This is a genomic window from Belnapia arida (assembly GCF_016773205.1).
Classification (GTDB): domain Bacteria; phylum Pseudomonadota; class Alphaproteobacteria; order Acetobacterales; family Acetobacteraceae; genus Belnapia; species Belnapia arida.
In genome coordinates, this window is record NZ_JAETWB010000012.1 from 17,259 (window position 1) to 40,412 (window position 23,154).

The 23,154-nt window shown below is 70.3% G+C and carries 15 protein-coding genes; 7 read left to right on the forward strand and 8 right to left on the reverse strand.

Translation table 11 applies throughout. The features are described 5' to 3' along the window. Nucleotides 1–8: 8 nt before the first annotated feature. Nucleotides 9–521: a pantetheine-phosphate adenylyltransferase gene (gene coaD / locus JMJ56_RS19610; RefSeq protein WP_202833468.1), complete on the reverse strand. Its 513-nt coding sequence runs from the start codon at nucleotides 519–521 to the stop codon at nucleotides 9–11. After that, nucleotides 514–3,321 carry a DNA gyrase subunit A gene (gene gyrA / locus JMJ56_RS19615; protein WP_328702427.1) on the reverse strand — a complete coding sequence of 936 codons (2,808 nt, stop codon included), beginning with the start codon at nucleotides 3,319–3,321 and terminating at the stop codon, nucleotides 514–516. Before gyrA ends, coaD begins: the two co-directional genes overlap by 8 nt. Before the next feature lie 194 nt (nucleotides 3,322–3,515). Between gyrA and JMJ56_RS19620 the strand changes: the two genes are divergently transcribed. The 4 genes from JMJ56_RS19620 (at nucleotide 3,516) to JMJ56_RS19630 (ending at nucleotide 11,318) form a co-directional block, all read left to right on the forward strand. After that, nucleotides 3,516–5,717, forward strand: coding sequence for a N,N-dimethylformamidase beta subunit family domain-containing protein (locus JMJ56_RS19620; RefSeq protein WP_202833469.1), 2,202 nt, complete (start codon nucleotides 3,516–3,518; stop codon nucleotides 5,715–5,717). Between the two features lie 104 nt (nucleotides 5,718–5,821). Further along, nucleotides 5,822–6,523, forward strand: a complete 702-nt coding sequence (locus JMJ56_RS19625) for an ImuA family protein (protein ID WP_202833470.1) — start codon at nucleotides 5,822–5,824, stop codon at nucleotides 6,521–6,523. Next, entirely contained in the window at nucleotides 6,520–8,019 is a 1,500-nt protein-coding gene (locus tag JMJ56_RS33990) for a DNA polymerase Y family protein (protein ID WP_328702428.1), read from the forward strand. Before JMJ56_RS19625 ends, JMJ56_RS33990 begins: the two co-directional genes overlap by 4 nt. Further along, the gene (locus tag JMJ56_RS19630; protein WP_328702429.1) at nucleotides 8,016–11,318 is read left to right on the forward strand and encodes an error-prone DNA polymerase; all 3,303 of its coding nucleotides are present in this window, start codon (nucleotides 8,016–8,018) and stop codon (nucleotides 11,316–11,318) included. The genes JMJ56_RS33990 and JMJ56_RS19630 overlap by 4 nt, the downstream gene beginning before the upstream one ends. A 10-nt stretch (nucleotides 11,319–11,328) precedes the next feature. Here JMJ56_RS19630 and ssb read toward each other — a convergent pair whose 3' ends face one another. After that, complete coding sequence (gene ssb / locus JMJ56_RS19635; RefSeq protein WP_202833472.1) at nucleotides 11,329–11,853, reverse strand: single-stranded DNA-binding protein; 525 nt, start codon at nucleotides 11,851–11,853, stop codon at nucleotides 11,329–11,331. A 135-nt stretch (nucleotides 11,854–11,988) separates the two neighbouring features. Here ssb and uvrA point away from each other — a divergent pair, with 135 nt between their 5' ends. Continuing rightward, the gene (uvrA, locus tag JMJ56_RS19640; protein ID WP_202833473.1) at nucleotides 11,989–14,871 is read left to right on the forward strand and encodes an excinuclease ABC subunit UvrA; all 2,883 of its coding nucleotides are present in this window, start codon (nucleotides 11,989–11,991) and stop codon (nucleotides 14,869–14,871) included. Here the strand turns inward: uvrA and JMJ56_RS19645 are convergent. Genes JMJ56_RS19645 through JMJ56_RS19655 form a run of 3 tightly spaced genes read right to left on the reverse strand, consistent with a single transcriptional unit; the run spans nucleotide 14,868 to nucleotide 16,401 of the window. Next, a complete protein-coding gene (locus JMJ56_RS19645) occupies nucleotides 14,868–15,473 on the reverse strand; it encodes a thiamine pyrophosphate-dependent enzyme (protein ID WP_202833474.1) in 606 nt (201 codons plus the stop codon). The genes uvrA and JMJ56_RS19645 overlap by 4 nt on opposite strands. After that, on the reverse strand, nucleotides 15,470–16,000 hold the full coding sequence (locus tag JMJ56_RS19650; RefSeq protein WP_202833475.1) for a thiamine pyrophosphate-binding protein: 531 nt from the start codon (nucleotides 15,998–16,000) through the stop codon (nucleotides 15,470–15,472). Before JMJ56_RS19650 ends, JMJ56_RS19645 begins: the two co-directional genes overlap by 4 nt. Nucleotides 16,001–16,005: 5 nt before the next feature. After that, complete coding sequence (locus JMJ56_RS19655) at nucleotides 16,006–16,401, reverse strand: VOC family protein (RefSeq protein WP_202833476.1); 396 nt, start codon at nucleotides 16,399–16,401, stop codon at nucleotides 16,006–16,008. 96 nt (nucleotides 16,402–16,497) lie between these two features. On the opposite strand from JMJ56_RS19655, the gene JMJ56_RS19660 reads away from it, so the two are divergent. Continuing rightward, the gene (locus JMJ56_RS19660; protein WP_202833477.1) at nucleotides 16,498–17,148 is read left to right on the forward strand and encodes a TetR/AcrR family transcriptional regulator; all 651 of its coding nucleotides are present in this window, start codon (nucleotides 16,498–16,500) and stop codon (nucleotides 17,146–17,148) included. Here the strand turns inward: JMJ56_RS19660 and mfd are convergent. Together mfd and JMJ56_RS19670 are read right to left on the reverse strand one after the other, a co-directional pair. Next, nucleotides 17,145–20,645 (reverse strand): transcription-repair coupling factor, encoded by a 3,501-nt coding sequence (gene mfd / locus JMJ56_RS19665; RefSeq protein ID WP_202833478.1) that lies wholly within the window; start codon nucleotides 20,643–20,645, stop codon nucleotides 17,145–17,147. The two genes, JMJ56_RS19660 and mfd, sit on opposite strands and share 4 nt — an antisense overlap. After that, complete coding sequence (locus JMJ56_RS19670; RefSeq protein ID WP_202833479.1) at nucleotides 20,642–20,962, reverse strand: FAD assembly factor SdhE; 321 nt, start codon at nucleotides 20,960–20,962, stop codon at nucleotides 20,642–20,644. The genes mfd and JMJ56_RS19670 overlap by 4 nt, the downstream gene beginning before the upstream one ends. 87 nt (nucleotides 20,963–21,049) lie before the next feature. Here JMJ56_RS19670 and recG point away from each other — a divergent pair, with 87 nt between their 5' ends. Beyond that, nucleotides 21,050–23,131: an ATP-dependent DNA helicase RecG gene (gene recG / locus JMJ56_RS19675; protein ID WP_202833480.1), complete on the forward strand. Its 2,082-nt coding sequence runs from the start codon at nucleotides 21,050–21,052 to the stop codon at nucleotides 23,129–23,131. Nucleotides 23,132–23,154 lie beyond the last annotated feature (23 nt).

The following is a 23,154-nucleotide window of genomic DNA, read 5'->3' on the forward strand; positions in this document are numbered from 1 at the left end:
GGTCGGGCTCAGCCGGCCTGAGACTCGCGAATCCGGGCCAGGGTCCGTTCCAGCACCAGAGGCGGCACGAAGCTGCTGATGTCGCCCCCGAGCCGCGCGATCTCCTTCACCAAACGCGAGGCGATGAACTGGTTCGTCTCGCTGGCCAGAAGAAACACCGTCTCGATCCCGTCATCCAGGCGACGATTCATGCCCGCCATCTGGTATTCGTAGTCGAAATCCGTCACGGAGCGAAGGCCGCGGAGGATCATTCCCGCCCCGACCTTCCGCGCGACATCGACCACGAGCCCCTCGAAGGGCTGCACGTCGATCCGGGCACCGCTGCGCTCGGCGAGGGGCGCGGCCTCGGCCCGCATCAGCTCCACCCGCTGCTCGAGCGGGAAGAGCGGCCCTTTGCCGGTGTTGATGGCCACGCCGATAACCAGCCGGTCGAGCAGCCGTGCCGCCCGGCCGATGACATCGAGATGCCCATTGGTCACCGGATCGAAGGTGCCCGCATAGAGTCCGACGCGCTCACGCATCGGAGGGCGTCTCGGGCTCGGTTGCCGCCAGGGCACCCGTCTGCGCGGCGCCCGAATCCGGCCCAGCCTCGCCCTGGTCGTCGACAACCGGGAAGCAGCTCGTCACCCGCTCCCCCTCGTTCAGCCGCAGCATCATCACACCGAGGCCACGCCGCCGGGTCAGGCGCACCTGGTCCGCCGGCAGGCGGATCAGCCGGCCGGTATCGGTGACGAGCATGACATCGTCGCCCGGCCGCGCCGGGAAGGTGGCGACCACCTCGCGCCCGGTGCGGCGGCTGAAGACCATGTTCTCCAGCCCCTGCCCGCCACGGCCGGTGATGCGGTAGTCATAGGCGAGGCTGCGCTTGCCGAAGCCGCCATCGGTGACGGTGAGGATGATCTCCTCCTGTTCCTCCAGCTCCCGCGCGCGGTCGGCCGAGAGGGTGATCTCGGCGACCCCTTCCTCCTCGCCCTCCTCGGCTGCGACGGCGGGTGTCACCACCTCCACCTCCTCGGCGCCGTTGCCGTTGGCGCGGCGGCGCTGCGCGGCATTGCGGATCGCCGCCTCGCGCTCGGCCGGCGTCGCCTCGACATGGCGCAGCACGGACAGCGCGATCACCTCGTCTTCCTTGCCGAGGCGGATGCCGCGCACCCCGCTGCTGTCCCGGCTGGCGAAGACGCGGAGCACGTCCTCGGTCGCCTGGAAGCGGATGGCGCGGCCGCGGCGCGTGGCGAGCAGCACGTCGTCGCCCTCGCGGCAGGTCTGCACGCCGATCAGGTTGTCGCCAGCGTCGAGCTTCATGGCGATGAGGCCCGCGGCGCGGACGTTGCGGAAGTCGGACAGCCGGTTCCGCCGCACCCCGCCCGAGGCGGTGGCGAAGACCAGGTGCAGCCCGTCCCACAGGCTCTCGTCCTGCGGCAGCGGCAGCACGGCGGTGACCTGCTCGCTCTCCTGGAGCTGCAGCACCTGGCGGAGGCTGCGCCCCTTGCCCTGCGCGCCGCCCTCCGGCAGCTGCCAGATCTTCTCGCGGAAGGCGATGCCGCGGCTGGTGAAGAACATCACCCACTGATGGGTATGCGCGATGAAGCTGCGCACCACCACGTCGTCCTGCCGCGTGCCGGCCGCGCTGCGCCCGCGCCCGCCGCGGTGCTGCGCGCGGAAGACGTCGAGCGGCGTGCGCTTCACATAGCCGTCCCGCGTCAGGGTGACGACCATGTTGCCCGGCTCGATCAGGCTCTCGTCGTCGAGGTCGGCGACGTAGTCGACGATCTGCGTCATGCGCGGCGAGGCGATCTGGTCGCGCACCGCCCGCAGCTCCTCCGACATCACCTCCATCCGCCGCACATGGCTGCCGAGGATGTCGAGCAGCTCGCGGATGCGGCCCCCGACCTCCTCCAGCTCGGCCGCGATCTTCTCGCGCTCGAGCCCGGTCAGCCGGTTCAGCGTGAGCGCCAGGATGCCGCGGGCCTGCGCCTCGGTCAGGCGCACCGTGCCCTCCGGCGTCACCAAGTTGCCGGCATCCTCGATCAGCGCCAGCAACGCGCCGACATCGCCCGCCGGCCAGTCCCGCGCCATCAGGGCGAGGCGCGCCTCGGTCCCGTCGCGGCTGGCGCGAATCAGCCGGATGACCTCGTCGATATTGGCGACGGCGATGGCGAGGCCGATCAGCAGGTGCCCCCGCTCCCGCGCCTTGGCGAGGCGGAAGCGCGAGCGGCGGAGGATGACCTCCTCGCGGAAGGCGATGAAGGCGCGGAGTGCCTCGATTAGCCCCATCTGCCGCGGCCGGCCGTTGTCGAGCGCCAGGAAGTTGACCGCGAAGGAGGTCTGCAGCTGCGTCATGCGGTAGAGCTGGTTCAGCACCACCTCCGCCGTCGCATCGCGCTTCAGCTCGATGACGATGCGCATGCCGTCGCGGTCGCTCTCGTCGCGCAGGTCGGAGATGCCCTCGATCGCCTTGGAGCGAACGAGCTCCGCGATCTTCTCGATCAGGTTCGCCTTGTTGACCTGATAGGGGATCTCCGTGGCGATGATGGCCTGCCGGCCACGCATATCCTCGATCTCGCACTTCGCCCGCAGCGGGATGGAGCCGCGCCCGGTTTCGAAGGCGTTGCGGATGCCGCTGCGGCCGAGGATGAGCCCGCCCGTCGGGAAGTCCGGCCCGGGCATGATCTCCATCAGCTGCTGAAGCGGCGTCTCCGGATCGGCGATCAGGGCGAGCGTCGCGTCGATCACCTCGCCCGGATTGTGGGTCGGGATGTTGGTCGCCATGCCGACCGCGATGCCCTGCGCGCCATTGACCAGCAGGTTCGGGAAGGCGGCGGGCAGGACGCGCGGCTCGCTCTCGCTCTCATCGTAATTGGGTTGGTAGTCGACGGTATCCTCGTCGATCCCCTCCAGCAGCGCCGAGGCGGATTTCGCCAGCCGCACCTCGGTGTAGCGCATGGCCGCCGGCGGGTCGCCATCGACCGAGCCGAAATTGCCCTGGCCGTCGACCAGCGGCACGCGCATGGAAAAGGACTGCGCCATGCGGACCATGGCGTCGTAGATCGCGGAGTCGCCATGCGGGTGATACTTGCCCATGACGTCGCCGACGACGCGGGAGGACTTGCGGTGCGGCTTGTCCGCCGTGTAGCCGCTCTCCTGCATCGCGTAGAGGATGCGGCGGTGCACGGGCTTCAGCCCGTCCCGCGCATCGGGCAGCGCGCGGGAGACGATCACGCTCATGGCGTAATCGAGGTAGGAGCGGCGCATCTCCTCCTCGAGCGCCACCGGGGCGGTGTCGCCCGGCCCTCCGTCAGCGCCGTTCTGGGTTTCGCTCACGCGTCTCGGTTTCCTTGGGGCTCGGCCGGCCCTGCCGGAATGGCAATGACCGGGCGCCCGGCGGGCCTCGGCCCGCGGGTTCCATCGGCCCCCTATATAGGCATTCCGGGCCCCAACGCCAAATCCGTGGGTGCGATTGACACTCCCCCCGGCCGACGAAACACTTCCGGCCTCATCGCCGCGGAGGTCGCCCCATGCTCCCCATCACCGGCTATGCCGACCGCTGGAGCGTGAAGCCGGGCGAGACCATCCGTTTCATGGTGAGCGTGCAGGGCGGTGCGGACTATTCCGCCCGCGTCGCCCGCATTCATTGCGGCGACCCGAACCCGGCCGGGCCGGGCTACCGCGAGGTGTCGATGCCCTCGGCCATAGAGGGACGACACCCCGGTATGGAGCAACCTATCCGGCGCGGCAGCTTCGTCGATCTCCCATCGGTCGATCTCGGCCGGGGGGATCGGGCGCTCGGCATCGCCGTGACGGTCTGGCCTACCCTGCCGGATCAGCCCGGCGTGGTGCTGGCATGGGACGGCGGCGGAGTGGCGCTCCGGCTCGGCCTCGGCCCCGAGGGTGCCTTCTGCGAGTTCAACGGCCAGCGTGTATCGACGGGCCGGCCGCTCACCGCGCGCGCATGGCATGACATCGCCCTGGTGCTGGACCCGGCGAGCGGCACCCTCACCCTCCGCCAGCAGCCCCGCAAGCCGCGGCTGGACCGATGCGAAACGGCCGAGGCCGAACTTGCCCTGTCAGCCCCCTTCCCTACCGGTCCCGGCAGTGCCGCCATCGCCACCGACCGGCCGGCGGGCCGGTGTTTCAATGGCAAGATCGAACGCCCGCGCCTCGCAACCGGCCTCGGGGCCGACGAACTCCTCGCCGCCCAGGCCGCGGGCACGGCCCTGCAGGCCGGCGCCCTGCTGGCGGAGTGGGATTTCGCCATCGGCATCACCGGCGACCATGTGGCCGATACCGGCCCCGGCCGCTGGCACGGGCGCTGCGTGAACCTGCCGACCCGCGCCATGACCGGCAGCCGCTGGACCGCCGCCCACCAGCGCTGGACCGAGGCGCCGGAGCATTGGGGCGCCATCCACTTCCACGAGGATGACATGGGCGATGCCGGCTGGCAGCCCTCGCTCAGCCTCACGGTCCCGGAGGACTGGCCGAGCGGCGTCTACGCCCTGCACCTGGAAGGCGCTGGCTGGCGCGACAACATCCCCTTCTACATCCGCGCCGCCCGTCCGGGCACCCGGGCCAGGGTCGCCTTCCTGGCTCCCACCTTCACCTATACGATCTACGGGAATTTCGCCCGGCCCGGCCGACAGGCCCAACTCCACGACCGCGCCGTCGCCTGGGGCGCGCTGCAGCAGTCGCCGGACGGGCACCCGGATTACGGGTCTTCGACCTACAACTGGCACACGGATGGCAGCGGCATCGCCTATGCCTCCATGCGTCGGCCGATGATCGACAAGCGGGTCAACCACATCCAGATGATCGATCCTTCGCCGGAGGGCTCCGGCACTTACTGGATCAGCGCCGACAGCTACATCATCGACATGCTGGACCGGCACGGCATCGACTACGAGGTCGTCACCGACCACGACCTGCATGCCGAGGGGGCCGCAGCGCTTGCCCCCTACAGCGTGGTCCTGACCGGCCAGCACCCGGAATACCATTCGGAGCAGACGCTCGACGGCATCGCCGGCTACATCGCGGGCGGCGGCCGCTTCGTCTATCTCGGCGGCAACGGCTTCTACTGGAAGGTCGTGCCGCATGGGGACGGCCCCTGGGCCCTCGAGGTCCGCCGGGCGGAGGGCGGCATCCGGCTCTGGGCGGCCGAGCCCGGCGAGTCCTACCATGCCTTCGACGGTAGCTATGGCGGGCTCTGGCGCCGCCTCGGCCGGCCGCCGCAGAGCATCGTCGGCATCGGCTTCAGCACCCAGGGCGACTATACGGGCCATCCCTATCGCTTCGCCGCCGGGATTCTGGACGCGCGTGTTGCCTTCCTGCGCGAGGGGATCGAGGCGGTGCCCGGCCAGGCGTTCGGCGAGCGCGGCTTCATGGGCGGCGGCGCCGCCGGCCATGAGCTGGACCGGGCGGATGTCCGCCTAGGCACGCCGCACCACGCCCTCATCGTGGCGACCGCGATCGTCACCGAGCCAAGCTATGCCCCGGTGAACGAGGAGCGCTATGACCATACGCTCTGGCCGCGCCAGCATGACGAGGTGATGCGCTCCGATATCACCTTCTTCGAGGCACCCAAGGGCGGCGCGGTGCTGTCCTTCGGCTCGATGAACTATATCGGCGCCCTGCCGGTGGACGGTTACGCGAACGCGGCAGCCCGGCTGGCTCTGAACGCCGTCCGGCGCTTCAGCGACCCGGCGCCTTTTCCCGGCTTCGGGTAAGGCATCGCCTGAGAACAGGATGTCGTCGGGGTCACTTGCCCCGGGCTTTGGTCGGTCCGATTTGTTCTTGCTTCGTTCGATTGCTTCCACCATCGTCCACGGCGATGCGCTCCGCCGATTCTACCGCCTCCGCTGCGTTCGACCAGGCGGCGATGCTCGCCGCGCTGCGGGCCCGGGTGGCTCGGCTCGAGGGCAGCGGCCGGGCCGCGGCGGGACACCTCGATATCCCCGGCCTGCCGGGCGGCGGGCTGGCACGCGCAGCGCTCCATGAGGTGCTGGCCGCCGCCCCTGGCTGCGGCGCCGCCTTCGCCGCCGTGCTTCTTGGCCGTTGCGGCGGCACCGTGCTCTGGATCGCGGGGGCGGCCGATAGCTTGCAGGCTTGGCCGCCGGGCCTTGCCGGCTGCGGGCTCGACCCGGCCGACCTCATCCTGGTTCGCGCCGAGCGGCCGCAGGATGCGCTCTGGGCCATGGAGGAGGCGCTGCGCTGCCCGGCGGTGGCCGGGGCGGTGCTGGTCCTGGCCGACAACCTTCCGCTGACGGCGACGCGGCGGCTGCAGCTCGCCGCCGAGGCCGGCCGGGCGCTCGGCCTGCTGCTGCGGCCCGGGATGCTGACGGCCGAGCCCAGCGCGGCCCTCACCCGTTGGCGGGTGACACCGCTGACCGCCGTCGAGTCGCCGCGCTGGCGCCTTGAATTGCTGCGGGCCAAGGGCGGCGCGCCAGATGGTCCCTGGACCTTGGCCTGGCAGGCCGCAACGCGGCAATTGCGCATCGAGGAAGCCCCTGCCGTGCACCAAGCCACCCGATGATGGGCCGCTTCCTCGCGCTTCACCTGCCGCATTTCGCCACCGACCGGATTCGCAGGGCCGAGCGCGGCCTGTCGCCGGATTGGCCGCTCGCCGTCTGGGCCACGCAGGGCAGCCGCCGCCTGCTCGCCGCGGTGGATGCAGTGGCCGAGGCGGCAGGGCTGCGGCCGGGCCAGCCGCTCGCCGATGCCCAGGCGATGCTGCCCGCGCTGCTGCTGCGCCAGTCCGACCCGGTCGGCGAGGCGCAGGCCCTGGCCGAACTCGCCCTCTGGGCCCGGCGCTACACGCCGCTGGCCGCCGCGGGCCCGCCGGATGGGCTGCTGCTCGACATCACCGGCTGCACTCATCTGCATGGCGGCGAAGCGCCGCTGTTGCAGGAGGCGCTGGGGCGATTGCGCCGCGCCGGCATCGCGGCACGCGGCGCCATCGCCGGGGCCGCTGCCACGGCGGGCGCCCTGGCCCGCGCCCGGAGCGACAACCCGATCGCCGTCTCCGGCACCGAGGCGGCGGTGGCCGGACCCTTGCCGGTTGGCCTGGCGCTGCGCCTGCCGCCCGCCATGCTGCAAAGCCTCGCTTCGCTCGGGCTGCATCAGGTTCATGCGCTGGCAGGCCTGCCGCGCGGCCCCTTGGCCCGCCGCTTCGGCCAGGATTTGCTGGACCGGCTGGATGCGGTGGTTGGCCGGCGCCCTTCCCCCATTCAGCCAGCCCTGCCGCCGCCCGAACTGAGCGCGGCGCGGGAGATGCTGGAGCCGATTGTGACCCGCAGCGGCATCGATGCCGTGCTGGACCGGCTGCTCGACGAGCTTTGCGACCGGCTGCGCACCGCCGGGGTTGGGGTGCGGCAACTCACCCTGCTGGCCTGGCGGGTCGATGGGGCGGTGCAGGAGGTGCCAATCGGCACCGGCCAGCCGATGCGGGAGGCAGCGCATCTCCGCCGCCTCTTCGCCACGCGGCTGGAACGGTTGGAGCCCGGCCTCGGCTTCGAGCGGATGGCGCTCGAGGCGCGCGCCACCCAACCCATGACGGCCGGGATGCAGCCCGGCCTCGCCATCGGCAACCGGGCGGAGGAAGCGGATGCCGAGCTGGCCCTGGCGCAGCTGCTGGACCGGCTGGGCCAGCGCCTGCGGGTGCGCCGCGTGGCGCCCCGGGCCAGTCACTGGCCGGACCACGCGGTCGCCGCGCTCGACCCGCAAACCTGTCCGCCGCCGATGCCGGAGGGCTGGGCAGCCCCGGCCTGGCCGGTTCTGAGGCTGCGCCGGCCGCAGCCGCTGGAGGTGGCGGCGGCCTTGCCTGAGGCCATGCCCGCCCTCCTGCATTGGGGCGGTCGCACCCACCGGCTGCGGCGGCTGGAAGGGCCACTGCGGCTGGAGGCTGAATGGTGGCGGGCGCAGCCGGGCCAGGCACGGCGCGACTATTACCGCGTGGAGCTCGACTCGGGCCTGCGGCTCTGGCTCTGCCATGCGCAAGGCCGCTGGGCGCTGCACGGCCACCTGCCGTGAGCGGCTACGCCGAGCTTGGGGCACGGTCGAATTTCTCCTTCCTCGATGGCGCCTCGCATCCGCATGAGCTGGTGGAGCGCGCGGCCATGCTGGGCCTTGCCGGGCTTGGGATCTGCGACACCAACAGCCTGGCCGGGGTGGTGCGCGGCCATGTGGCAGCGCGCCAGGCCAAGCTGCGCTTCGCCGTCGGCTGCCGGCTGGTGCTGGCCGATGGCAGCACCTGGCTCGCCTGGCCGACCGACCGCGGCGGCTATGGCAGGCTGACCGCGCTGCTCTCCCATGGCCGCATGACGGCGCCGAAGGGCGAGTGCCGGCTGCAGCGGACCGATCTGCTGGCCGCCGCCAAGGGCTGGGCGCTGGCCATCATCCCGCCAGCCGGGGCAGATGCCGGCTTCGCCGAGCAGCTGCGTGCCGATGCCGGGGCGCTGCGCGGCCGGCTCGCCCTGCCGCTGCTGCTCGCGGCATCCTGTCCCTTCCTCGGCGACGACCAGCGCCGGCTCGACCGGCTGGCGGCGATGGCGGAGGCCGCAGGCGCCGGGCTGCTCGCCACCAACGACCCGCGTTTCCACGACCCGGCGCGCCGGCCGCTTGCCGATGTGTTGACCGCCATCCGCCTCCGCACCACCGTCGATGCGCTGGGCTATGCGGCCGAGCCCAATGCCGAGCGGCACCTGAAGCCGCCGGCGAGGATGGAGCGGCTCTTCACCCGTCATCCGGAGGCGCTGGCCAATACGCTTCGCGTGCTGGAGGCGAGCGCTGGCTTCTCGCTCGACCAGCTGCGCTACGAATACCCGGAAGAGCTGCTGGAGCCCGGCCGCAGCGCGCAGGAAACGCTGGAGGCGCGGATCGGCGAGGCGGTGGCGCTGCGCTGGCCGGGCGGCGTGCCGGAGAAGATCGCTCATCTTCTGCAGTACGAGCTTGGGCTGATCGACCGGCTCGGCTATGCGCCCTATTTCCTGACGGTCCATGAGATCGTCCGCTTCGCCCGCAGCAAGGACATCCTGTGCCAGGGTCGCGGCTCGGCAGCGAATTCGGTGGTCTGCTTCGTGCTCGGCATCACCGCCGTCGATCCGGCGAAGCACGACCTGCTCTTCGAGCGTTTCATCTCCGAGAGCCGCGGCGAGCCGCCCGATATCGACATCGACTTCGAGCATGAGCGGCGCGAGGAGGTGATCCAGCACCTCTACGAACGTTACGGGCGGAACCGCGCGGCAATCTGCGCCACCGTCATCCGCTACCGCACACGCAGCGCCATCCGCGAGGTGGGCAAGGCGATGGGGCTGAGCGAGGACGTCACCGCGCGCCTTGCCAAGGCGAGCTGGGGGCCCGGGCGGGAAATGCCGCTCGCGGCGCTCGCCGCCTCGGTGGGGCTGGAGCCGGGCGATGCGCGGCTCGGTCTGGCTTTGGCGCTGGCCGAGGAACTACTCGACTTCCCCCGTCATGCCGCGACGCATGTCGGCGGCTTCGCCATCACCCGCGGCAAGCTGACGGAGCTGGCGGTGGTGAGCCAGGCGGCGATGGACGGGCGCACCGTCCTCGAATGGGACAAGGACGACATCGACGCGCTCGGCATCCTCAAGGTGGATGTGCTGGGACTCGGGATGCTCTCCTGCCTGCGGCGCGGGCTCGGGCTGCTGCGGCGGCACCGGCTGGGGGAATACGCCGATCTCGCCGCGCTGCCGCAGGACTGCCCGCAGACCTACGGGATGCTGCGCCGGGCCGACAGCCTCGGCGTCTTCCAGGTCGAGAGCCGGGCGCAGATGAACATGCTGCCGCGGCTGAAGCCGGAGAAATTCTACGACCTCGTCATCCAGGTGGCGATCGTCCGGCCGGGGCCGATCCAGGGCGACATGGTGCATCCCTATCTGCGGCGGAGGCAGAAGCTGGAGGAGGTTTTCTATCCCTCTCCTGACCCGGCGCATGGCAAGCCGGACGAGTTGGAACAGGTACTCAAGAAGACGCTCGGCGTGCCGCTCTTCCAGGAGCAGGCGATGCGCCTCGCCATCGTCGCCGCCAAATTCTCACCGGCGGAGGCCGACCAGCTTCGCCGCTCCATGGCGACCTTCCGCATGACGGGCGGCGTCAACCGCTACCGCGACCGGTTGGTGGATGGGATGGTGCGGCGCGGCTACGCACGGGACTTCGCCGAGCGGGTCTTCTCGCAGATTGACGGCTTCGGCAGCTACGGCTTCCCCGAGAGCCATGCGGCGAGCTTCGCCCTGCTCGTCTACGCCTCGAGCTGGATCAAGTGCCATCACCCCGGCGTCTTCGCCTGCGCATTGCTGAACAGCCAGCCGATGGGGTTCTACGCCCCGGCACAGATCGTCCGCGATGCGCGGGAGCATGGGGTGGAAGTGCGGCCGGTCGATGTGAATGCCAGCGACTGGGATTGCGCGCTGGAGTCGGCGACGGAGGGACCCGACCGGCTCGCGCTGCGGCTTGGGCTGCGGCTGGTGGCGGGGCTGGCGAGGGTGGAGGCGGATGCTATCACCGTGGCCCGCCTGGAGCGAAACGGGGCGCCTTTCGAATCGGTCGAGGATCTCGCCTGGCGCAGCGGCCTCCATCGCCGGGCCATCGAGGCCTTGGCCGCAGCGGATGCCTTCGCCGGTGCCGGGCTGCCACGACGGCAAGCGGCCTGGGCAGCGCGTGGCATCGCCAGCGGGCCACAGGACCTGCCGCTCTTCGCCATCGCCCGGGATTCGCCCGAAGCCGCCATGGCCGGCCGCGCCGGGCTGCTGCCGGAACCCGAGGTTCCGCTCGCCGCCCCGGACGAGGGAGAAATGGTGGTCGGGGACTACCAGTCGACCGGCCTCACCCTGCAACGCCACCCGCTGGCCCTGCTACGGCCGCGGCTGGAGGCGCTGCGCCTGGCCGACACGCGGCAACTCAACACGGTCCGGGCCGGGACCGTGCTGCGCCTGCCCGGGCTGGTGCTGATGCGGCAGCGGCCAGGCTCGGCCAAGGGCATCGTCTTCCTGACCGTGGAGGACGAGTTCGGCACCGGCAACCTTGTCGTCTATCCCGACATCGTCGCGCAGGACCGGGCGGCGCTGGTCGCCGGCCGGCTGCTGGTGGCGGAGGGCCGGGTGGAGCGGGAGGCGGAGCGGGCCGAGGTGCCGATCGTTCACCTGATCGTCCGCCGGCTGGTCGACCGGTCCGACCTGCTGGACAAGCTGATAAAGGCGGGAGATGCCGCCTGGGCAGAGCGCAATCTTGGCCATGCCGACGAGGTGCGCCGGTCGGAACCTGGAAGTCCTAGACCAAAGGCACGGCTGCCAGGCAGCCGTGACTTCCGCTGAAGAGCCGCCGTCAGAACGGGATGTCGTCGTCGAGGTCGCTCGCCCCGCCCTTCGGCTTGTCCCAGCCACCACCGCCACCGCCACCGCCGCGTGAGGCGCCACCCCCGCCCGAGCGCTCATAGCCGCCCGAGGATCGGCCGCCGCCGCCACCGCCGCCCTCGCCCATCTCGCCGCCGGCGCCGCCGCGGCCGTCAAGCAGGGTCAGCTCACCACGGAAGCGGCTGAGCACCACCTCGGTGACCTCGCGCTCATTGCCGTCCTTGTCAGTGTATTTCCGGCTCTCCAGCTGGCCTTCCAGATAGACCTTGCTGCCCTTCTTCAGGTATTTCTCGGCAATCTCGCCGAGTTTCTGGTTGAAGATGGCGATCCGGTGCCATTGCGTCCGCTCCTTCCGCTCGCCGGAGGCGCGGTCCGCCCAGGACTCGCTGGTGGCGATGGAGAAACTAACAACCCGGTCGCCGGACTGCATGTTGCGGACCTCGGGGTCACGCCCCAGATTGCCCACCAGGATCACCTTGTTGACGCTGCCGGCCATGCCGTCCGAACCCTTGGAAGCTGAGAGGGGAGGACCATGCCTGCCGAAGGCCCTTCCCGCCAGTCCCATATAATGTCATCACTGCCAGAACACAAGGCGAACGCGGGCCGCGCGCCCCGTGGAGCACGACCCCGTATGGCCATCCCCTCCCCCCTTTCCGGCGCCGGCTTCCTCCGCATCCGCGGTGCCCGCACGCATAACCTCAAAAATCTCGATCTCGACATCCCGCGCGGCACGCTGACGGTCATCACCGGCCTCTCCGGCTCCGGCAAATCCTCGCTCGCCTTCGATACGATCTATGCCGAGGGCCAGCGGCGCTATGTCGAATCCCTCTCGGCCTACGCGCGCCAATTCCTGCAGCTCATGCAGAAGCCGGATGTGGACAGCATCGAGGGGCTGAGCCCGGCCATCTCCATCGAGCAGAAGACGACGAGCCATAACCCCCGCTCGACCGTCGGCACCGTGACCGAGATCCACGACTACATGCGCCTGCTCTGGGCCCGTGTCGGCGTGCCCTACAGCCCGGCGACCGGCCTGCCGATCGAGGCGCAGACCGTCTCGCAGATGGTCGACCGCGTCATGGCGATGCCGGAGGGCACGCGCCTGCTCCTCCTCGCGCCTGCCGTGCGCGGCAAGAAAGGCGAATACAAGAAGGAGCTGGCCGAGTTCCAGCGCCGCGGCTTCGAGCGGGTGAAGGTCAACGGCACGCTCTACCAGATCGCCGAGGTGCCGGCGCTCAGCAAGAAGCTGAAGCACGACATCGAGGTGGTAGTGGACCGAATCGTAGTCCGCGAGGGCATCGCGCCGCGCCTGGCCGACAGCTTCGAGACCGCCTTGGCGCTCGCCGACGGCATCGCCTATGCCGAGAATGCCGACACCGGCGACCGCACCGTCTTCAGCGCGAAGTTCGCCTGCCCGGAATCGGGCTTCACCATCGAGGAGATCGAGCCGCGGCTCTTCTCCTTCAACAGCCCTCAGGGCGCCTGCCCGACCTGCGACGGGCTCGGCACCCAGACCTTCTTCGACCCGATGCTGGTCGTCCCTGACGATCTCCGCACGCTGGCCGAGGGCGCCGTTGCCCCCTGGTCCGGTGCGCAATCGCCCTATTACGACCAGACGCTGGAAAGCCTGGCCCGCCACTACAAGGTCCAGACCTCGACGCCCTGGGGCGACCTGCCGGCCAGGGTGCGCACCGCCATCCTGCACGGCACGGGTGAGGAGGTCGTCACCCTCCGCTACAAGGACGGCCTCCGCAGCTACGACGTAAAGAAACCCTTCGAGGGCGTGCTGCCCAATCTCGAGCGCCGCTACCGCGAGACGGACAACCCTTGGATTCGGGAGGATCTCTCGCGCTACCAGGCCGCCAAGCCCTGCCCCGCCTGCGACGGCTACCGGCTGAAGCCCGAGGCGCTCTCGGTGAAGGTCGCGGGACGCCATATCGGCGAGGCGGCGCGGCTGTCCATCCGCGACTGCGAGCAGTGGTTCGGCACCGTCTTCGACACGCTGACGCCGCAGCGCCAGGAAATCGCCCGCCGCATCCTGAAGGAGATCGCGGAGCGGCTGAAATTCCTCGTCGATGTCGGCCTCGACTATCTCTCCCTCGGCCGCTCCTCGGCGACGCTCTCCGGCGGTGAGAGCCAGCGCATCCGCCTGGCGTCCCAGATCGGCAGCGGCCTCACTGGCGTGCTCTACGTACTGGACGAACCCAGCATCGGCCTCCACCAGCGCGACAACGAGCGCCTGCTGACCACGCTCCGCCGCCTCCGCGACATCGGCAACACCGTCCTCGTCGTCGAGCATGACGAGGACGCCATCCGCGCCGCCGACCACTTGGTCGATATCGGCCCCGCCGCCGGCGCCGGCGGCGGCCGCGTCATCGCGCAGGGAACGCCCGCCGAGGTCGCCGCCAATCCGGCCAGCCTCACCGGCGACTACCTCGCCGGCCGTCGTCGGATCGAGGTGCCGGCGACGCGCCGCAAGGTCGACCGCAAGCGCGCGGTGAAGGTCGTCGGCGCCAGCGGCAACAACCTGAAGTACGTCACGGCGGAATTCCCGCTCGGCACCTTCACCTGCATCACCGGCGTCTCCGGCGGCGGCAAGTCGACACTGGTGATCGAGACGCTCTACAAGGCCGCCGCCCGCCGCCTGATGGGCGCCGGCACCGTCCCCGGGCCGCATGAGAAGATCGAGGGGCTCGACCAGCTCGACAAGATCATCGACATCGACCAGTCGCCGATCGGCCGCACGCCACGCTCCAACCCGGCGACCTATACCGGCCTCTTCGCCCCGATCCGCGACTGGTTCTCCGAGCTGCCGGAGAGCCGCGCCCGCGGCTACAAGCCCGGCCGCTTCAGCTTCAACGTGAAGGGCGGCCGCTGCGAGGCCTGCCAGGGCGACGGACTCGTCAAGATCGAGATGCACTTCCTGCCGGATGTCTACGTCACCTGCGACGCCTGCAAGGGCAAGCGCTACAACCGCGAGACGCTGGAGGTGAAGTTCCGCGGCAAGTCCATCGCCGATGTGCTGGAGATGACGGTGGACGAGGGCTGCGACTTCTTCTCCGCCGTCCCCGCCATCCACGAGAAGCTGAAGGTGCTGCGCGAGGTCGGCCTCGGCTACATCCATCTCGGCCAGCAGGCGACGACGCTCTCGGGCGGCGAGGCGCAGCGCATCAAGCTGTCGAAGGAGCTCTCCCGCCGCGCCACGGGCCGCACCCTCTACATCCTCGACGAGCCCACCACCGGCCTCCACTTCGAGGATGTGCGGAAGCTGTTGGAGCTGCTGCACCAGCTCGTCGATGCCGGCAACACGGTGGTGGTGATCGAGCACAATCTTGAGGTCATCAAGACGGCGGACTGGCTGCTCGACCTGGGACCCGAGGGTGGCGACGGCGGCGGCCGCATCGTCGCCGCCGGCACGCCCGAGGATGTGGCGGCGACGGAGGAGAGCCATACCGGCCGCTTCCTCGCGCCGCTGCTGGCCCAGGCGGCGCCGGTGAAGAAGCGGAAGCGGGCTTAACCGGGAAGCTTGCTTCGCTTCGCTCCCATCCCCCGCATGAACCGGTCACGGATCTGCGGGGGATCGCGTTCCGTCTGCGTCACCGGCGGCTGGTCGTCCAGCTTCACCGCGATGAAATGCGGCCCGTCGCTGGCAAGGCACTGCCCCACCTGCCGCTCGAAATCCGCCTCATCCGCTGCCCAGGCCGCGCCGACGAGGCCGCAGCCACGGGCAATGGCGGCGAAATCCGCCCGTAATGCCGGCGTCTCCTGCCCACCGGTGATCTGGTACATGCCGTTGTCCAGCACCAGGATCGCCAGGTTCTTCGGCGCCAGTGTGGCGACGGTAGCGAGGCAGCCAAGCTGCATCAGCAGCGAGCCATCGCCCTCCACCGCGAAGACCTTGCGCTTCGGCTGCGCCAGTGCCACGCCAAGGGCGATCGGCACCGCGAGCCCCATGCTTCCCAGCATGTAGAAATTCTGCGGCCGGTGCCCGGCGGACCAGAGGTCGAAATTGGTGTTGCCGATGCCGCCGATGACGGCCTCCTCATGCTCCAGCCGGGCCACCAGCCGCTGCATGAGGTCGAATCGGTACATCCGCTTCGCGTTGTGCGCCGCGGTCATGCCGTCACCTGCCTGGTCACGGCCTTGCCGCCAGTCAGCAGCGGCGAGAGGATCAGCGCCGCCGGCAACTGCGTCAGATGCGCCTGGCGGATGGTGCGGTCCATGATGAACTCGCACTCGTCGAGCCGGGAGATGACGTGATGCTCCATCGCCAGCGCCTCCAGCGTCGGTCGCATCGTCCGCCACACTGCTGCCTGGCCTTGGTTGAACTCGCCGAGCGTCCCGCGCTCGCTCACCATCAGCAGCACCGGGATCTGGAAGGCGCAGGGCAGGCTCGCCAGCACATTGGCGAGCGTTGCGAAGCCGCTGGTCTGCATCAGCACCATGCCCTTGGTGCCCGCCATCCAGGCCCCGGCGACGATGCCTACGGCTTCCTCTTCCCGTGCCACGGTGAAGGCATGGAAGTAGGGATCGGCATGAATCGCCGCGATCAGCGGCTTCAGCACATTGTCAGGCACATAGGGGATAAGGCTAACCCCATTGGCCTTCAGCACGTCGAGGGCGATCTGGTACCAGGCGCGCTCCATGCGGGTCAGACCGTCTCGCTCGGCGGGTAATTCAGCTCCACCGCCACGCCATCCGGGTCGAACAGGAAGAGTTGGGTCTGCCGGTCCCGCGGGATCACCCGTTCCTCATGCTCGATCTGCCGGGCGGCGAGCCGCGACTTCATCTCGGCAAGGCCGGTGCAGGAGAAGGCGATGTGGTCGAGCAGCCCGGTCGGCCCGACATTCCGAGGGATGTGCGCGTCCCGCTCCCGCGGGCCGATGAGGTGGACGGTCGGTTCCCCGCCGCAGTAAAGCCAGTAGCCCTCGAAACCGAGCGGCGGCCGGTAGCCTATCTCGAGGCCGAGGATATCCACGTAGAAGTCCTTGGTCCGCTCCAGGTCGGCGGGCCGGATGGTATAGTGATTCAGCCCGTGCAGCGGCATGAAGCCCCTCCCTTGCCAGGCAGTCGGTCGCTCGACCATATCTCGATACCCGCCGCCTTCCCTGTCAAGGCGCGCCGACAGGACAGAGGGACCGCGTTGACCGAGAAGCCCAGGCCGGCCGAGGCCGCCCCCAGCGCCCGGGAGCGCATCCTCGACATGGCCCAGGCGCTCTTCGCCGAGCATGGCTATGCCGCCGCCTCCACCCGCGCCATCGCCCAGGCCGCCGGGGTGAACCTCGCCCAACTCCACTACCATTTCGGCGCGAAGCGGGAGCTGTTCAAAGCCGCCTACCGCCGCGGCGCCGAACAGGTGACGGAGGCCCGCCGCCGCGCCCTCGCCGAGGCCCGCGCCAAATTCGGCGAAGCGCCGATCCCGCTGGAGGCGCTGGTCCGCAGCTTCGTCACCCCCTTCATGCTGAACGGCCAGACGTCGGAAGGCCGCGCCACCATGCGCATGCATGCCCGCCTCCATACCGAGCCGGATGACATCGCCAAGGAGGTGCTGAGCGCGGTCTATGACGAGACGACGCTCGCCTATGTCGCCGAATTCCAGCGCGTGCTGCCGGAGGTTCCCCATGAGGTGCTGTGCTGGCGCCTCTACTTCATGATGGGCGCCTATCGCTACACCCTGCTCCGCACCGGCCGGCTTGAGGCCATGTCCGGCGGCGCCTGCAACAGCGGCGACTTTGAGCGGGCAGTGGCGGAGATCCTGCCCTTCCTCTGCGCCGGCCTCGCCGCACCTCCCTAAGCGGCCTTGGCCTGCGCCACCACCTTCACCAGCGCCCCCACCAGTTCCTTCGCCACGCGGATGCGCTGCGGCAGTTCCATCTCGCGCAGCAGCGCCAGCTTATGGTCCGGTCGCAGCTTCACCAGCCCCTTCTGCGCCGTCACCCAGGCGATCAGCCCGCCCGGGTTGCGGAACTGGTTGCGGTGGAAGCCGAGCACCACGCCCTTCGGCCCGGCATCCAGCTTCTCGACGCCCGCCGCGCGGCAGAGCGATTTGATGGCGACCACCTGCAGCAGGTTCTCGACCTCGGCCGGCAGTGGCCCGAAGCGGTCGCCGAGCTCGGCCGCCATCGCCTCGACCTCCGCCTCGCCCGCCAGCGATCCGATGCGCCGGTAGAGGCCGAGCCGCACTGGCAGGTCCCGCACATACTCCTCCGGGATCAGCACCGGCAGGCCGAGATTGATGTTCGGCGTGAACTCCCGGGCATAGTCACCCTCGGACTTCTTCTTCCGCCCCTGCCCGGCCTTCAGGTCGGCGACGGCATCCTCCAGCATCTGCTGGTAGAGCTCGATGCCGACCTCGCGGATATGCCCGCTCTGCTCGTCCCCCAGCAGGTTGCCGGCGCCGCGCAGGTCGAGGTCATGCGAGGCCAGGGTGAAGCCGGCGCCGAGGTTGTCGAGCGTCTGCATCACCTCCAGCCGCTTCTGCGCCGCGGCCGAGAGACGGTGGGAGGGCGGCCAAGTCAGGTAGGCATAGCCCCGCTGCTTGCCGCGCCCGACCCGCCCGCGCAGCTGGTAGAGCTGGCCGAGGCCGAACATGTCCGCCCGGTGGATGATGAGCGTGTTGACCGCCGGCATGTCGAGCCCACTCTCGACAATGTTGGTCGAGAGCAGGATGTCGTGCTTGCCGTCGCCGAACTCGGTCATGACGCGCTCGAGATGGGTCGGCGCCATCTGTCCATGCGCCTCGACGATGCGCGCCTCGGGTACGATCTCGCGCATCCGCTCGGAGACCTTCGCCATGTCCTCGAGCCGCGGCACCACGCAGAAGATCTGCCCGCCGCGGAACCGCTCGCGCTGGATCGCCTCGCGCAGCACCACCCCGTCCCAGGGCATGATGAAGGTCCGCACCGCCAGCCGATCGACGGGCGGCGTGGCGATCAGGCTCATCTCCCTGACGCCGGTCAGCGCCAGCTGCAAGGTGCGCGGGATGGGCGTCGCCGAGAGCGTCAGCACATGCACGTCGGTCTTGAGGTTCTTCAGCCGTTCCTTGTGGGCGACGCCGAAATGCTGCTCCTCATCGACGATGACGAGGCCAAGATCGGCAAACTCCACGCCTTTGGCCAGCAGGGCGTGCGTGCCGACGACGATGTTGATGGAGCCGTCCTTCAACCCGTCCTTCACCCTGGCCGCTTCCTTCGCTGTCACCATGCGGGAAAGCTGGGCGACATTCACCGGCAGCCCGGCGAACCGGGCGGAGAAGCTGCGGTAGTGCTGCCGCGCCAGCAGCGTGGTCGGTACGACAATGGCCACCTGCACGCCCGACATGGCGACGACGAAGGCCGCGCGCAGCGCCACCTCCGTCTTGCCGAAGCCGACATCGCCGCAGATCAGCCGGTCCATCGGCCGGCCGCTCGCCAGATCCTCCAGCACATCGGCGATGGCGCGCTGCTGGTCTTCCGTCTCGGCGAAGGGGAAGCGGGCGCTGAACTCGTCCCAGGCGCCCTCCGGCGGCGTCGCCAGCATGCCCTCACGGAGCTGCCGCTCGGCGGCGATGCGGATGAGCTGCCCGGCCATGTCCTGGATGCGCTGCTTGGCGCGGGCCTTGCGCGACTGCCAGGAGGAGCCACCGAGCTTGTCGAGCGCGACGCCCGCCGTCTCCGTGCCGAAGCGTGACAGCACCTCGATATTCTCGACAGGCACGAAGAGCTTATCGCCGCCATCGTAGAGCAGCCGCAGGCAGTCATGCGGCGCCCCGTTCACCTCGATGGTCGAAAGCCCGTCATACCGCCCGATGCCGTGGTCCTGGTGCACGACCAGATCGCCTTGCTCGATCCCCGTCGCATCGGCGATGAATTGGTCGGCCCGCTTCCGCCGCCGCGGCGGCCGGGCGATGCGCTCGCCGAGCAGGTCCTGCTCGCCGACGACCGAGAGGCCGAAACCGAGCCCCGTCGCCGTGGCAGGCGCGAGGAAGCCCCGCTCCAGCCCGATAACGGCCAGGCCGACGACGCCCTTCGGCAGCCGCCCCAGCTCCGCCAGGCTTTCCACCGGCTCCGCCGCCACCCGGTTTTCCCGCAGCAGGTTGCCGAGCCGCTCGCGCGAGCCGCGCGTCCAGGCGACGACGACCGGCCGCCTGCCCTGCTGGACCATCACCTCGGCATGTTCAGCATAGGCGGCGAAAACGTTTTGCCCCGCCGTCCGCGCCTCGGTGAAGAGCCGCCCCGGCCGCCCGCCGGCCTCGATCCCCACCGCGCCATCGGCCTGGGCGAAGGGCGAGAAGCGCAGCAACGTCCCCCCCGCCAGCGTCGAGTCCCAGCCACGCTGGTTCAGGTAAAGCGTCCCCGGCGGCGCCGGACGGTAGGGCACCTCGCCCTCATTCGCCCGGATCGGCGCCCGCCTTGCCTCGTAATGATCGGCGATCATCTCGAGGCGCGCCGACAGCACGTCCTCCGCCTGATGGTCGAGGCTCACCGAGGCCTCGGGCAGGTAGTCGAGCAGCGTCTCCATCCGCTCGTGGAAGAGCCCGGCCCAATGCTCCATACCCGGATGCTTCCGCCCGGCGCTGACCGAGACATAGAGCGGGTCCTCGGCCGCCGCATTGCCGAAGAGGTCGCGCCAAGCCGCCCGGAACCGGCTGATCGACTCGGCATCGAGGAAGACCTCGCCCACCGGCCGGAGCCAGAGCTCCTTGAGCGCCTCGCCGCTCCGCTGCGTGCCGGTATCGAAACGCCTGAGACTTTCGATCTCGTCGCCGAACAGATCGAGGCGGATCGGGTCCGCTTCGCCTGCCGGGAAGAGATCGATGATCCCGCCCCGCACCGCATACTCGCCCGGCTCCATCACGGTGCCGGTGCGGCCATAGCCATTGGCCTCGAGGAAGGCGGTCAGCGCCTCCGGCTTCACCCGCCCGCCCTTCCTGATCTGCAGAGTCGACCCGGCAAAGGCCTCCCGCGGCGGCACCTTCTGCACCAGGGCGTTGACGGTGGTGACGACGATTCGCGGCCGGTCCCCGGTCTCCAGCAACCGGGTCAGGGTCGAAACGCGCTCGGCGACGATCTCCGGGTTGGGCGAGACGCGGTCATAAGGCAAGCAGTCCCAGGCGGGGAAGCGCAACACCTCCACGTCCGGCGCGAAGAAGGCCAGCGCCTCGACGAGGCGCGCCGTGCGGGCATCGTCCCGGCAAATATGCAGGATCGGCGCCTCGGACTCGGCCCGGCGCCGCGCCAGCAGCAGCGCGTCGAACCCCTCCGGCGCGCCATGGACGGTGAGGCCGCGGGTTGCCGTCTCCACCTCGCTCATGGCCGGCGCAGACCCTCGGGAAGTCCGGCGCCCGGGCTGGCGCATTCGATGGCCATCCGGTCGAGCATCTGCGTCCGGCATTCGGGCGGGATGGGACGGCGGCCGGTCAGCCAATCCGACAGGTCGACGTCCGGGTATTCCAGCACCGCCTCAAGCTCATCCAGCTCCGCCTCGGTGAAGCCGGCGACCAGCCGCTCGACGAAGGCGCCGATCATCAGGTCGGCTTCCTTGGTGCCGCGGTGGCGGGCGCGGAAAAGCAGGCGCCGACGGCGCGGATCAAGTTCGTTTGGTGCGGAGGCGGAGGGATCGCTGGGCATGTCGCTGTCTGGCCTGGGGGCTGGCATATAGGGGCCCATGGGAATCCTGTCAGCCCGACGCGGCGGCCGCATCGGCGGTTCGGTGCGATGAATCCGGAGCAAACCGAGCTTACCCCCCTCTTTGCGCCCCTGGGCAGCCTGCCCGGGGTGGGGCCGATGATCGCCAAACGCTTGGCGGAGGCGGTCGGCGGCAACCGGGTACTCGATCTCCTGTTCCACTTGCCGGAGCGCTACGCCACCCGCATCCGCATCGAGAGCCCGGCCGAGGCACAGGCCGATGCCGAGGTCATCCTCCCCGCCCTGGTCGTCGGCCACCGCGCCGCCCGCTCCCGCACCGGCCGCGGCTATGTGGAGATCCGCGCCGAGGCAGCCGGCAAGCCGTTGCTGGTTCGCTTCATCAACGGTAGGCTCGAATGGCTGCGGCAGCTTCTGCCGGCGGGCACGGACCGCCTCTTCGCCGGCAAGGTGAAGGCTGAGGCCGGCGCCTATTCCATGATCAACCCGTTGACCGCTACCGGTCCGGAAGGCCTACCGGAACTGGAGCCGGTCTGGCCGCTGGTCCAGGGGTTGCGCACGGGCCAGATCGTCAAGGTCATGGCCCCGGCACTGGACCGCATCCCACCCTTGCCGGAATGGCACGACCCAGCGCTGCTCCGTCGCGAGGGCTGGCCCGGCTTCGCCCCGGCGCTGCGCGCCCTACAGACCCCGGAAAGCGCGCCGCCACCGGTCCATCGCACCCGCCTTGCCTATGACGAGGCGCTGGCCGGCCAGGTCGCCCTTGCCCTGGTCCGCCGCCGCGTCCGCCAGCGCCCGGGCCGCAGCCTGGAGGGCGACGGCCGCCTCCGCGAGCAGGCACTGGCCGCCTTCGGCCATCCCCTCACACCCTCCCAGGCTCATGCGCTGCGCGAGATCGATGCTGACCTCGTCGCCCCGCATCGCATGCTCCGCCTGCTTCAGGGCGATGTCGGCGCCGGCAAGACGCTGGTCGCGGCGCTTGCTATGCTCCGCGCGGTCGAGGCCGGCGCCCAGGCCGCGCTGATGGCCCCGACCGAGCTCCTTGCCCGCCAGCACGCCCGCACCCTCGGCCGCCTCTGCACCCCGGCCGGCGTGCGGGTCGAGCTGTTGGCCGGCAGCGTGAAGGGTGCCCAGCGCAAGCGGGTACTCTCCGGCCTCGCCAGCGGCGCCGTGCAGATCGCCATCGGCACCCATGCGCTGTTCCAGGAAGGCGTCACCTTCCGCGACCTCGGCCTCGCCGTGGTGGATGAGCAGCACCGCTTCGGCGTCGCCCAGCGCCTGTTGCTGGCCGAGAAGGGCGGCGAGGCGGACATGTTGGTGATGACCGCGACCCCCATCCCCCGCACCCTGCTGCTGACGCAATGGGGCGAGATGGCCGTCTCCCGCCTCGCCGGCAAGCCGGCCGGGCGGCAGCCCATCACCACCACCCTGCACGGCCTCCGCAGCCTGCCCGACGTGGTCGCCGGCATCGGCCGGGCGATGGAGCGTGGCGCCCGGGTCTACTGGGTCGTCCCCCATGTCGCCGAATCGGAGCTGGTGGACATGGCCGCCGCCGAGACCCGCTTCGCCGAGCTGTCGGAGCGCTTCCCCGGCCAGGTCGGCCTCGCCCATGGCCGGCTCGACCCGGACATCCGCGAGCAGGCCATCCGGGACTTCGCCGCCGGCCGGACCAGGCTGCTGGTCGCCACCACCGTCATCGAGGTCGGCGTCGACGTGCCGGAGGCGACGGTGATGGTGGTGGAGCATGCCGACCAGTTCGGCCTCGCCCAGCTCCACCAGCTGCGCGGCCGGGTCGGCCGCGGCTCGGAGGCCAGCTACTGCATGCTGCTTTATGACGAGGCCCTCGGCCTTGCCTCCCGCGAGCGCCTGCTGACACTCCGCGACACCGAGGACGGCTTCGCCATCGCCGATGCCGATTTCCGCCTGCGTGGCGGCGGCGAGGCGCTCGGCACCAAGCAGTCCGGCGCCCCGGTCTTCCGCCTCGGCCTGGCTGAGGCGGAGGCGCAGGACGGCCTCGTCACCATGGCCAACCGCGACGCTGCCCTGCTGCTGGAGAAGGACCCGGGCCTCGCCGCCCCCCGTGGCCAGGCGGTGCGCCTGCTGCTCCGCCTCTTCGGCAAGGAGGCTGCCATGGAAACCTTGAGGGCGGGTTGAACCAAGGGGGGTCTTGCAAAGCC

Excerpts from the sequence above, each read along its gene's own strand:
- coaD (WP_202833468.1), bottom strand. The coding sequence starts at position 521 with ATGCGTGAGCGCGTCGGACTCTATGCGGGCACCTTCGATCCGGTGACC.
- JMJ56_RS19620 (WP_202833469.1), top strand. The coding sequence starts at position 3,516 with ATGCTCCCCATCACCGGCTATGCCGACCGCTGGAGCGTGAAGCCGGGC.
- JMJ56_RS19625 (WP_202833470.1), top strand. The coding sequence starts at position 5,822 with ATGCGCTCCGCCGATTCTACCGCCTCCGCTGCGTTCGACCAGGCGGCG.
- JMJ56_RS33990 (WP_328702428.1), top strand. The coding sequence starts at position 6,520 with ATGATGGGCCGCTTCCTCGCGCTTCACCTGCCGCATTTCGCCACCGAC.
- ssb (WP_202833472.1), bottom strand. The coding sequence starts at position 11,853 with ATGGCCGGCAGCGTCAACAAGGTGATCCTGGTGGGCAATCTGGGGCGT.
- uvrA (WP_202833473.1), top strand. The coding sequence starts at position 11,989 with ATGGCCATCCCCTCCCCCCTTTCCGGCGCCGGCTTCCTCCGCATCCGC.
- JMJ56_RS19645 (WP_202833474.1), bottom strand. The coding sequence starts at position 15,473 with ATGACCGCGGCGCACAACGCGAAGCGGATGTACCGATTCGACCTCATG.
- JMJ56_RS19650 (WP_202833475.1), bottom strand. The coding sequence starts at position 16,000 with ATGGAGCGCGCCTGGTACCAGATCGCCCTCGACGTGCTGAAGGCCAAT.
- JMJ56_RS19655 (WP_202833476.1), bottom strand. The coding sequence starts at position 16,401 with ATGCCGCTGCACGGGCTGAATCACTATACCATCCGGCCCGCCGACCTG.
- mfd (WP_202833478.1), bottom strand. The coding sequence starts at position 20,645 with ATGAGCGAGGTGGAGACGGCAACCCGCGGCCTCACCGTCCATGGCGCG.
- JMJ56_RS19670 (WP_202833479.1), bottom strand. The coding sequence starts at position 20,962 with ATGCCCAGCGATCCCTCCGCCTCCGCACCAAACGAACTTGATCCGCGC.
- recG (WP_202833480.1), top strand. The coding sequence starts at position 21,050 with ATGAATCCGGAGCAAACCGAGCTTACCCCCCTCTTTGCGCCCCTGGGC.